The organism is Rhodococcus sp. EPR-147 (assembly GCF_001647185.1).
Lineage (GTDB): Bacteria > Actinomycetota > Actinomycetes > Mycobacteriales > Mycobacteriaceae > Rhodococcoides.
Window position 1 is genome coordinate 36100 of the sequence record NZ_LVCU01000158.1, and the last position, 11544, is coordinate 47643.

Annotated in this window: 10 protein-coding genes; 7 read left to right on the forward strand and 3 right to left on the reverse strand. The window is 64.1% G+C overall.

The window, feature by feature from the left end; all coding sequences use genetic code 11:
• Nucleotides 1–86: 86 nt before the first annotated feature.
• Nucleotides 87–1595 carry a SulP family inorganic anion transporter gene (locus tag A2J02_RS07865; RefSeq protein ID WP_231911423.1) on the forward strand — a complete coding sequence of 503 codons (1509 nt, stop codon included), beginning with the start codon at nt 87–89 and terminating at the stop codon, nt 1593–1595.
• Nucleotides 1596–1625: 30 nt separating this feature from the next.
• Nucleotides 1626–2033 (forward strand): MerR family transcriptional regulator, encoded by a 408-nt coding sequence (locus A2J02_RS07870; protein WP_068048924.1) that lies wholly within the window; start codon nt 1626–1628, stop codon nt 2031–2033.
• 8 nt (nt 2034–2041) lie between these two features.
• Here the strand turns inward: A2J02_RS07870 and A2J02_RS07875 are convergent, their stop codons facing one another.
• Both A2J02_RS07875 and A2J02_RS07880 read right to left on the reverse strand, forming a co-directional pair.
• Nucleotides 2042–3298, reverse strand: a complete 1257-nt coding sequence (locus tag A2J02_RS07875; RefSeq protein WP_068048927.1) for a lipase family protein — start codon at nt 3296–3298, stop codon at nt 2042–2044.
• A gap of 158 nt (nt 3299–3456) precedes the next feature.
• Nucleotides 3457–5043 (reverse strand): ribonuclease J, encoded by a 1587-nt coding sequence (locus A2J02_RS07880; protein ID WP_442971459.1) that lies wholly within the window; start codon nt 5041–5043, stop codon nt 3457–3459.
• A 378-nt stretch (nt 5044–5421) separates the two neighbouring features.
• Between A2J02_RS07880 and A2J02_RS07885 the strand changes: the two genes are divergently transcribed.
• Genes A2J02_RS07885 through A2J02_RS07900 form a run of 4 tightly spaced genes read left to right on the forward strand, consistent with a single transcriptional unit; the run spans nt 5422 to nt 10008 of the window.
• A complete protein-coding gene (locus A2J02_RS07885; RefSeq protein ID WP_068048933.1) occupies nt 5422–6912 on the forward strand; it encodes a SulP family inorganic anion transporter in 1491 nt (496 codons plus the stop codon).
• A gap of 56 nt (nt 6913–6968) precedes the next feature.
• Nucleotides 6969–8507, forward strand: coding sequence for a flavin-containing monooxygenase (locus A2J02_RS07890; RefSeq protein WP_231893764.1), 1539 nt, complete (start codon nt 6969–6971; stop codon nt 8505–8507).
• Entirely contained in the window at nt 8504–9349 is an 846-nt protein-coding gene (locus A2J02_RS07895) for an SDR family NAD(P)-dependent oxidoreductase (RefSeq protein WP_068048936.1), read from the forward strand. Before A2J02_RS07890 ends, A2J02_RS07895 begins: the two co-directional genes overlap by 4 nt.
• Nucleotides 9346–10008 (forward strand): TetR/AcrR family transcriptional regulator, encoded by a 663-nt coding sequence (locus A2J02_RS07900; protein ID WP_068048938.1) that lies wholly within the window; start codon nt 9346–9348, stop codon nt 10006–10008. Before A2J02_RS07895 ends, A2J02_RS07900 begins: the two co-directional genes overlap by 4 nt.
• Here the strand turns inward: A2J02_RS07900 and A2J02_RS07905 are convergent.
• On the reverse strand, nt 10005–10937 hold the full coding sequence (locus tag A2J02_RS07905) for an alpha/beta hydrolase (protein WP_068048971.1): 933 nt from the start codon (nt 10935–10937) through the stop codon (nt 10005–10007). The genes A2J02_RS07900 and A2J02_RS07905 overlap by 4 nt on opposite strands.
• A gap of 81 nt (nt 10938–11018) precedes the next feature.
• Between A2J02_RS07905 and A2J02_RS07910 the strand changes: the two genes are divergently transcribed.
• The coding region (locus tag A2J02_RS07910; RefSeq protein WP_068048941.1) for a TetR/AcrR family transcriptional regulator at nt 11019–11544 on the forward strand (526 nt) is incomplete at its 3' end.

Sequence of the window (11544 nt, forward strand, 5' to 3'; positions counted from 1 at the left end):
CAGCGGCGACGAGTAGCAACCTTCCCTCCGGTAAGAGTAGAGTCGCCCGCGCAGGACGTCCCCTGCACTCATCGAATGGAGCCGTCGTGTCTCGAGCTGCCCAGGTGCCTGCCACCGCCGTCGAAGACGTCTCGGTGCTGGGTGCATTGCGATCGCCGAAGCGGCTGAAGACCGAAGTGCTCGCAGGCCTGGTCGTGGCGCTGGCGTTGATTCCGGAAGCCATTTCGTTCTCGATCATCGCCGGCGTGGATCCGCGCGTCGGGCTGTTCGCGTCGTTCACGATGGCCGTCACCATCTCCATCGTCGGCGGCCGGCCGGCGATGATCTCCGCGGCCACCGGAGCGATTGCGCTGGTCGTCGCTCCCTTGGCGCGCGAGTACGGTCTCGACTATCTGATCGCAGCAGTGATTCTCGGCGGAGTGCTGCAGGTCGTGCTCAGCGTTCTCGGTGTCGCGAAGTTGATGCGATTCATTCCGCGCAGCGTCATGGTCGGATTCGTCAACGCGCTGGCGATCCTGATCTTCAGCTCCCAGGTGCCGTACCTGATCGGGGTGCCGTGGTTGGTCTACCCGATGTTCGCCGTGGGCCTGCTCATCATGTTCTTCCTGCCCAAGCTGACGACCATCGTGCCGGCACCGCTGATCGCGATCGTGATACTCACCGGCGTCACACTCGTCTTCGCGTTGGCGGTTCCGGATGTGGGCGACGAGGGCGAACTGCCGTCCTCGCTGCCGTCGTTCCTGATTCCGGACGTGCCGTTCACGTTCGACACACTGTCGATCATCGCGCCGTTCGCACTTGCGATCGCGCTCGTCGGCCTGCTGGAGTCTCTGATGACGGCCAAGCTCGTCGACGACATCACCGATTCGCATTCCGACAAGACCCGCGAGGGTTGGGGCCAGGGCGTGGCGAATCTGGTCACCGGATTCACCGGCGGTATGGGGGGCTGCGCGATGATCGGCCAGACCATGATCAACGTCAAGGTCTCCGGTGCGCGTACGCGGATCTCGACATTCTTGGCCGGAGTCTTCCTGCTGATCCTGGTCGTCGGCCTCGGCGACATCGTCGCGCTCATTCCGATGGCCGCACTCGTCGCGGTGATGATCATGGTCTCCATCGGCACTTTCGACTGGCACAGCATTCATCCGAAGACGTTGCGGCGCATGCCCAAGAGCGAGACCCTGGTCATGGTGGCCACGGTTGCGGTCACCGTCGTCACCCACAACCTCGCCTACGGCGTGTTGGTCGGTGTGGTCACCGCGATGGTGCTGTTCGCCCGACGGGTGGCCCACCTGACCGAGGTCGTCGATGTGGCTCATCCCGACGAGGACACCCGGGTCTACGCGGTGAAGGGTGAGTTGTTCTTCGCGTCGAGCAACGATCTGATCTATCAGTTCGACTACGTGGGAGATCCGAAGAACGTCGTCATCGACATGTCGGAGTCGCACATCTGGGACGCGTCGACCGTCGCGACCCTCGATGCCATCACCACCAAGTACGCAGCGAAGGGCAAGACGGTCGAGATCGTCGGTCTGAACGCGCCGTCGATCGAGCGGCACGAGCGCCTCAGTGGAAACCTCGGTGCCGAACACTGACTAGGGTGGGCGGTCGAGGAGAGGCGGCACATGGCAGACGACGGCATGCACATGCAGATCGGGCAGGTAGCTCAGAGAACCGAGCTGTCCATCCGTACGGTGCGTCACTACGACGACGTCGGCCTGGTCACGCCCTCTGCTCGGACCGTCGGCGGCTTCCGGCTGTACACCGAGTCCGATGTCGAACGCCTGCTCGTCATCCGTCGGATGAAGCCTCTGGACTTCACGCTGGCCGAGATGAAGCAGCTACTCGAATCCCTCGACGTTCTGGGCGATGCGAACGCGACCGACGACGATCGGTCGTCGGCCGCGGCTTTCGTGCGTGAATGCCACGCCAAGGCAGAGGAAAGCTGCCGCACGTTGCGGCGGCAGCTCGCCTACGCCGAGGAACTGACCGAGGTGCTGTCGACTCGCGGGGCACCAGCCCGGAGCGAGTAGGTTCGGCTCTAGCGGCCGAAGCTACTGCATCCAGGTCGAACCGGAATTCCCGCGAGGCGGTCGTCCAACCACGCGAATGCACCGGGAGCTCCACTGCCGGCAACGATGCTGTGCTCACCCAGGTATTCCTCGAGGCGGACGTCGGCTCCGCGTGAACACCACTTGTCGAACACGGCCTCGGGACCTTCCTTCGGAATCCAGAACTCCTGCTGTCCGTGATATAGGAACACCGGTGCCGTCGGGGTTCCGCCGTCTCCCAATCGATTCTGATCGGCAACTGCGAGCGCCAGCGGCGAATCGAACGCATCGGGAGTGATGGACAGTGACTCGATGCGGATCGGAGCAACGATTCCGAACGGTGCAATCCCGACGATGCACAGGTCCTTCGACGCCTGTGCGAGCCGCCACCCGTCGTCGTTGTAGAGCGACAACATCTCCGGGTACTCGCGCGCAACGCCCATCGCTGCCGCGAGGAACACCGCCGACGCTGCGTTGCCGTTCATGGACTGACGTAGCAGCGCGAAGTCGGTGGGCGTTCCGCCGAACGCTGCGCCGACGATGTTCAGTTCGGGGGCGTAGGCCGGAGCCTCCTGCACGGCCCAGCCCGATGCGATCGCCCCACCCGAGTAGCCCGTAATACCCAGGGGCGCAGTCGGATCGAGGCCGAGCGCGGCGGTCGTGACCGCACCGCGCAGACCGTCGAGTACGGCGTGCGCCGCCATCGGTCCGACGGCGTACGCATGGCGTGGCCCCTGATGGTCGGTGACTACGACGGCGTAGCCCCGCGCCAGAAGCAGCTGCACGGGCGCCAATTCCGGAGCGATGCCCCGTTGCATGGTCCACGATGGCTCACACGTGGCGCCGAGCGAATCGATGGCCATGTTGTAGGCAACAACAGGGCGTGGACCCGGCGAGGTCCAGGGCGCGGTCGGGACGATGACGCTGGTGACGATGGCAGCGGGGCGGTCCTTCGCGTCGGTCGAGGCGACCAGCAGTTGGGTGGTGGTGACCGGGGTGACAAGTGGTCCGACGGTGACGCTGCGGGTCCGCAGAACTGTTCCGGGAGCGGCTGTTTCGTATCCGGGCGGCGGAACGACCCACGGATCGTCGAGTGGTGTCGCGGCGATCGATTCGGCGGTTCGCGGTGGATTCTGGAAATCGCCGAGTGGATCGGCACCCGCCGACCATTGCCCGCCCGACACCACCAACGAAACCGCAGCGACCGCCGCTGTACACCGACGGCCGAACTTCGCGTACTTCCCCATCTGAGACCCCCCGGTCCAAGTTCCGGATCGTTACCGGAGCTTTCCAAACGACTCTAGGGGCCGAAACCATCTACAGGGGCCGAACGCACTATTTTCTCGGATCGAACCACGACGAATTGCTTCGGCGTCACGTCACCTCGCCACTCACACGAGACGCTTCAGCCGTCGACGACCACCGGGACGATGAGGGGCTGACGGCCAAGGGTCTGCTTGGCCCATCGCGCCGATTCCTGCACGATGCGCTTCTCGATGTGCTCGCGTGAGGCGACGTTCCCGTCGCTCTCGCGGGTCAGAGTCTTGCCGATCGCCTTGGCGAGTGAGTCGAAAGCGTTGGCCTCGTGGGCGAATCCGCGTCCGATGAAGTCGACGTCGTCGACCAGCAGGCCGGTGTCGGGGTCCACGATCGCGATGACGGTCAGCACGCCCTCGTTCGCGAGCAGGCGACGTTCGGCCAGCGAATCCTCCGTCACACCGCCGACGGCACTGCCGTCGACGTAGATCAGTTCGATGGGGACGGAGCCGGTGATCTGCGCGACGCCGTCGAACAGATCGATGACGCTTCCGTTCTCGGCGATCAACACTCGATCGCGGGGAACGCCGGTCCTGATCGCGAGATCGGCGTTGGCGCGCAGATGCCGCGACTCACCGTGTACGGGAAGCACATTGGCGGGCTCGAGGATGTTGTAGCAGTAGACGAGCTCGCCTGCGCTGGCGTGACCGGAGACGTGCACCTTCGCATTTCCCTTGTGCACCACGCGTGCACCCTTGTCGACGAGACCGTTGATGACGCGGTAGATCGCGTTCTCGTTTCCGGGAATGAGGCTGCTCGCCATCAGCACGGTGTCGCCGTCGCCGACCTTGATCTGATGCTCACCCGACGCCATCCGCGACAGCGCGGCGAGAGGCTCGCCTTGCGATCCGGTGCAGATCAGCGTGATCTTGTTCGCCGGAAGACGGTTGAGCTTCGGTAGATCGACGACGAGCCCGTCGGGCACATCGAGGTAATTCAGATCGGTTGCAATCTTCATGTTGCGCACCATCGATCTGCCCACGAACGCAACCTTGCGGCCCTGCGCATGCGCGGCGTCGAGTACCTGTTGAATGCGGTGCACGTGACTGGCGAAGCTCGACACGATCACGCGCCCCGTCGTTTCGCGGAACACCTTCTCGATGGCCGGGACCAGATCGCGTTCGGAGACCATGAACCCGGGAACTTCGGCGTTGGTGGAGTCGACGAGAAGCAGATCGAGCCCTTCCTCGCCGAGGCGTGCGAAGCTACGGAGATCGGTGATCCGGCCGTCCAGCGGGAACTGGTCCATCTTGAAGTCGCCGGTGTGCAGCACAAGCCCGGCGTCGGTGCGAATGGCGATGGCGAGACCGTCGGGAATCGAGTGGTTGACGGCGATGAACTCGAGCTCGAACGGGCCTTCCTGACGGGTTTGCCCCGCCTCGACCTCGATCAGCTTTGTCGATACCTTGAACTCCTCGAACTTGGCAGCGAGGAAGTGCAGCGTCAGCCGCGACGAGATGACGGGGATGTCGCCGCGCTCGCGCAGCAGGTACGGGACGCCACCGATGTGATCCTCGTGTCCGTGGGTGAGGACGATCGCAACGACGTCGTCGAGACGATCGCGGATGCAACTCCGGTCGGGGAGGATGACGTCGACGCCGGGCTGGTGCTCTTCGGGGAACAGGACGCCGCAGTCGACGATCAGCAGTTTTCCGTCGTATTCGAAGACCGTCATGTTCCGACCGATCTCGCCGAGACCGCCGGTCGCGATCACGCGAAGGTGCCCTGCCTGGAGCGCGGAGGAGGATCGCTTTCTCGGTGCGGCGGGGGATCTGCGGTTCCGTGGTGATCTCGACATGCCTCTTACGCTACGGGGGGCCTCCGACCTGGTGTCGACCCCGGTCCGAAGACTGTCGATTTGCGTCAACTCTACTGTTGCGTAAGAGTAGGGATCAGTTTCCCGACTGTTTCTCCCCCACCTGATGTGTGCGGGACGCGTGAGATGCCCATCGGGCTCCACGAACAAAGCCTTCGGGCGCAGCGATGCGCCCACCCATGGACGAGAGCGGCCGTTGGTCGGCACGTGAAGTCCATCGATCACGAATGGAGAGATATGAGCGACTCCGCCGAGCGGATTCCTACCGTCATGGGTGCCCTGCGGTCCCCCCGAATGCTCAAAACCGAGGTGCTGGCCGGCCTGGTTGTCGCGTTGGCGCTGATCCCCGAGGCCATCGCGTTCTCGATCATTGCCGGCGTCGATCCGCGAGTGGGCCTGTTCGCGTCCTTCACGATGGCCGTGTCCATCGCGTTCCTGGGCGGTCGCCCCGCGATGATCTCCGCGGCCACCGGAGCGATTGCCCTGGTCATCGCCCCGGTCGCCAAGCAGTACGGCCTCGACTACTTCATCGCCACCGTCATCCTCGCCGGCGTCCTCCAGGTGGTTCTCGGGGTCCTCGGCGTTGCCAAGCTGATGCGCTTCATTCCTCGCAGCGTCATGGTGGGCTTCGTCAACGCACTGGCAATTCTGATCTTCACCTCGCAGTTTCCGTCGCTCATCGGCGTTCCGTGGCTGGTGTACCCGTTGGTGGCCGTCGGTCTGCTGATCATGTTCCTGCTCCCCAAGGTCACCTCCGTCGTTCCCGCACCTCTGGTCGCCATCGTGCTGCTGACCGTTGCCACGGTGGTGTTCGCGCTGAACGTCCCCAACGTCGGCGGTGAAGGCGAGCTGCCGTCGAGCCTGCCCGCACTGCTGTTTCCCGACGTTCCCCTGAACCTCGAAACCCTGAGCATCATCGCTCCGTACGCGTTGGCCATGGCCATCGTCGGGCTGCTCGAGTCGTTGCTCACCGCCAAGCTCGTCGACGACGTCACCGACACGCACTCGAACAAGACCCGCGAGAGCTGGGGCCAGGGCGCAGCCAACGTCATCACCGGCTTCTTCGGCGGCATGGGTGGTTGCGCGATGGTCGGCCAGACGATGATCAACGTCAAGGCCTCGGGTGCCCGGACGCGCATCTCGACGTTCCTCGCCGGTGTGTTTCTGCTGATTCTCGTGGTCGGGCTCGGCGACATCGTGGCGTTGATTCCGATGGCCGCGCTGGCGGCCGTCATGATCATGGTCGCGATCGGCACGATGGATTGGTACAGCATTCATCCGAAGACGTTGCGGCGCATGCCCAGGAGTGAAACAGCAGTCATGCTGGCAACCGTGGTCGTCACCGTCGCCACCCACAACCTGGCCTACGGAGTCGTGGTGGGAGTGGTCACCGCGATGGTGCTGTTCGCGCGACGGGTGGCCCACCTGACCGAGGTCGTCGATGTGGCTCATCCCGACGAGGACACTCGCGCGTATGCGGTGAAGGGTGAGTTGTTCTTCGCGTCGAGCAACGATCTGATCTATCAGTTCGACTACGTGGGAGATCCGAAGAACGTCGTCATCGATATGTCGGAGTCGCACATCTGGGACGCGTCGACCGTGGCGACCCTCGATGCCATCACCTCGAAGTACGAGGCGAAGGGCAAACATGTCCGGATCATCGGACTGAACGCCGCATCTGCCGAACGGCACGTTCGATTGAGTGGGCAGCTGTCCGGCGGGCACTGACGCAGCAAGTCCGGTTCCGAAACCATTGCGGAATCGCGCGTCATCACTTTAAAGTGATGACGCGCGTCATCGGATCGCGTTTCGTGCGGGAGGGGTTCGTCAGCATGCATGTTCACACCGCGGTGATCATCGGCAGCGGTTTCGGTGGCCAGTGCGCCGCGAAAGCACTGCTCGATCGGGGAATCGACGACCTCGTGATTCTCGAAAGGCGTCCCTTCCTCGGTGGCACGTGGAAGCAGAACCGCTACCCGGGTGCAGCCGTCGATGTGCAGAGTCCGCTCTACTCGATTGCGTCGGAGCCGTTCGAGTGGACGCGGATGTTCGCCGAACGTGAGGAACTCGATCGGTACACCCAGCACGTGCTCGATTCCAACGGGTTGCCTGCTCGAACACATGCGAACACGGATGTGCAGAAGATCGAATGGGTCGGTGATCACTGGGCAATTTCCACCTCGCGCGGCGAGTATGCGGCGAAGTTCGTGGTCAATGCCTCGGGACCCCTCAGCACTCCCGTCGTGCCACCGTTCCCTGGCCGAGAGAAGTTTCAGGGCAAGCAGTTCCACACGAACGAATGGGACACCGAGTACGGCCACGCCGGCAAGCGGGTGGCCATCGTCGGCAGCGGTGCCAGTGCCGCACAGGTGATTCCTGCGATCCAACCCGACGTGGAACAGCTGCACGTTTTCCAGCGCACCCCGCACTGGGTGATGCCCCGTCACGATCGCGAATTCACGCCGTGGCAGCGCAGGTTGCTGAAGTTGGAACCGATCCGCAGGCTGGTCCGCGCGGGGATCTACTGGAGTCTCGAAACTCGCATCATCGGCTTCAAGTACTCGCGGACTATGTTGAAGGCGGTGGCGCAGCGAACTGCGTTGAAACACATCGAGTCTCAGGTGCCGGATTCCGAGCTTCGAGCGAAGGTCACCCCTGACTACGTCATCGGGTGCAAGAGGGTTCTGCTGTCCAACACGCTCTATCCCGCGCTGGGGCAGGCGAACGTCACCCTGCACGGCAAGAACGACGGCATCTCGGAAATCACCGAGACCGGAATTGTCACCACCACAGGCGAACACGTCGATGTCGATCTTCTGGTGTGGTCCACCGGATACGACGCCACCGACGGCGTCATATCGTACCCGGTGATCGGACGTGACGGCCGAGCCCTGTCCGACGTCTGGGATCCCTACCCACGTGCCTACCTCGGTACCACGATTCCTGGATTCCCCAACCTGTTCGTCGTCACCGGGCCGAACACCGGAATCGGCCACACCTCTGCGATCTTCCTCATCGAGGCGCAGATGGAGTACATCGTGCGGGCCGTCGACGCCGTCCGGCAGGTGGGTGCGACGGCCATCGAGGTCACCGCAGCTGCCGAGCAGGAATACACCGACACGATTCATCGCGAGATGGAGGGCACAGTCTGGAAGGACGGTGGCTGCCACAGCTGGTACCAGTCCAAATCCGGACACGTCGTGGCCATGTTCCCCGGGTTCAGCTTCACATTCCGCCGGTGGGCCAAGCGTTTTCGGCCCGAGGCCCATCACATCCACCGGTCGTCCACCGAGGCGACGACGAAGGACGAGGTATCGGCATGAGCAAGCACACCGGCCAGGTCGCGCTGATCACCGGCGCGGCAGGCGGAATCGGTTCCGCCGTTGCCACTGCGCTGCATCGACGCGGTGCCTCGATCGTTCTGGTCGATATGAAGTCCACCGATCTCGAATCGGTGGCGGCGAAGCTGGGTAACCAGCGCGTGGCGATCGCGTACGCCGACGTCACGGTGCGCGAGCAGCTCGACGCAGCCGTCGCAACCGCGATCGACACTTTCGGCACGCTCGACATGGTGATGGCCAACGCCGGAATCTCCAGCGGTGCGAAGGCATCGACCGTTCGCTCCGTGGACGACGGAGTCTTCGAGCGGGTCATCGGCGTCAACCTGATCGGCGTGTGGAACACGGTGCGGGCCGCTCTGCCGCACATCGTCGAGTCCGGGGGCTACGTGCTGCTCACCTCGTCCACGTACGCGTACCTCAACGGCCTGGCGAATGCGCCGTACGCGGCTTCGAAGGCGGCGGTCGAGCAGCTCGGTCGTGCTTTGCGGGCGGAACTTGCGGGCACGAAAGCGACTGCTGGAGTGCTGTATCCGGGATGGGTGGCGACGCCGATCGCCGAGGTCGCATTCGGCGGCGACGACGTGGCGACGGCCATGATCGACCGGGCTTTTCCCTCGCCCCTGCTCCGTCCGATCACGCCGGACAAGCTCGCGCGCGTGGCCGTTCGAGGTATCGGACGGCGGGCTGCGCGTATCGCCGTCCCCGGTCGCTGGATCCCGATCTCGATACTGCGCGGCATCGTGAACCCGATCATGGACGCCGCGATGGAACGGGACGCCGAATTGATCCGTCTGACTGCCGAATTGGATGCCCGACGGTCATGAGCACGGTGTCCGAAGCCGCAGGTCGCGCCTACGGCGGTGAGAGCGCGGCCGACCGCGACGATCGCAGGCGGCGGCAGCTGCTCGACGCCGGGCTACGGGTGTTCGGCAGCGTCGGATACCGCGCCGCGACGGTCCGCGGACTGTGCCGCGAGGCCAAGATCGCCGATCGAGACTTCTATCGGCACTTCGACAAGACCGAGGACTTGCTGCTCGCTGTCTACGCCGAATGCATTGCACGCCTCACCGATTCGGTATCCGACGCAATCGTGCAGGTGGATCGGGACGGTGATCTCAGGGATGTTGCGAAGCAGTTGCTCGACCCCTTCTTCCAGGTCATCGAAGATCCGCACCTGGCCCGAGTGGTGTGGATGGAGGTGCTCGCGGTCAGCCCCCGCGTCGAGCAGACGTACCTGACGGTGATGCAGCAATTCGGAACACTGCTGCTCGGCTACCTTCGTACGTTCGCGGGCGAGGTTCCCTCGGGCCCCGATCTGGATGTCGACCTGCTCGCCACCGCGGCCATCGGCGGCATCAGCCACACCGCGATGACCTGGTATCAGAGTGGCTACGCCGCAGACCGACGCATCGTCGTCGCGACCATCGCGACCATGCTCGCCAACATCGTCGCGCCCCTCGCTGCGGAATCAGTGCGCCACTAGACCTGGCTCACCGGCACAACCCTTTTCAGGAATGCGAGTTGTTCCTCGATGATGGTCGGGAACAGTGGCTGCACGTAGGGGTCGAAGTGCCCACCCTTGTGGATGTGCACGGTGGCGTCGGGAATCCTGCGCGCGACCTGCTGGCACACCGCCGCCGGCGTGATGGCGTCCTCCGACATGATCTGTACCAGTACCGGACAGGTGATCTTCGACGCGGTTCTACCGGGCGAGTACAGCCCGATGCGTAGAAGGATCCGTGCTGCAACGGTTTCGGGGTAGGCACCGGATTCGAGCCCGGACTCGGCGAGAAGTTTGTCGCGGCCGGGCGCGGCGTCGGGCGTGGCCATCACAGCGACATCACCGGGGTGGCCGACGGATTCGACGTACCGGGGGGATTTCCCGCGCACTGCGCGGATCTGGTCGATCACTGCCGATGGGGCGAGCTTCATGGTGCGCCGAAGTCCGGTGGCGCGCACGGCAGCGATGCCGTCGACGTGCGGAACCTGAGCGATGACAGCGGCGAAATTCTCTCCGGCACCTGCCCTGGTGAGCACGTGTCCGCCGGCGAAGGAGGTGCCCCAACCGACGATGCGAGCGGAGTCCACACCGTCGAGAGTCCTGGCGTAGGCGACGGCGTTGGTCCAGTCGACGAGTTGCTTGCCGATGTCCAGGAGCTGCCGCGGCTGGCCGTCGCTGTCGCCGAAGTGGCGGTAGTCGAAGACGAGAACCGTGTAGCCGGCGCGGGCGAAGATCTCCGCGTAGGCGAAGAGGCGAATGGCACGCGGGGTGCCGAATCCGTGGGCCATCACCACGGCCGGTGTGTCGGCGGTGGCTCCGGTCGGCCTATACACCGCAGCGGCGCAGCGCACTCCCTCGGAGTCGAACCATTCGTCGGTGCGGGTGTATCCGGCCTGGTCGTCGGCGCTCATGTGGTGGTCCTTCGTCTGGTCCTTGATCGGCATTCAAGAAGCTAGCACTGTCTTGAATGCCGATCAAGATAGGATGTCGAGATGCCGCGCAACCGTCGACCCGTCGATCGCGCCGAGAAGCGCTCCGAGATCGTGAGCGCCGCTCGGTCGCTGTTCGTCGACGACGGCTACGAGCACACGCCGATGGGGCGGATCGCGACTGCGGCCGGAGTGACCACCAATACGATCTACTGGTATTTCGGTGACAAGGACGAGCTACTCGTCGGGGTGCTGGACGAGATTCACACCGATGCGCTTGCTCGGTTCGCCGCGCTCACCGGGCTCTCGGTGAACGAGCAGGTCCTCTGGGTGGTGGAGGAGCTCGAGAAGTATCACCGGCTGGTCGACACAGTGCACTCCCGCACCTCGGTATCCTCGTGTCTCGACAAATGGCACAACAATTTTCACTCGTTGTGGGAGCAGTGGATCGCCGCCGAGCTACGCCGCGAGGAGGTCGGTGAAGCCGAGATCGAACCGACGACTCGCATGATCGTCTTCGTCGTCGAGGCCATGTTGACGCACCCGCAGGACGAGTCGTCGAAGCGGGCGATCATCGATCTGCTCTTCC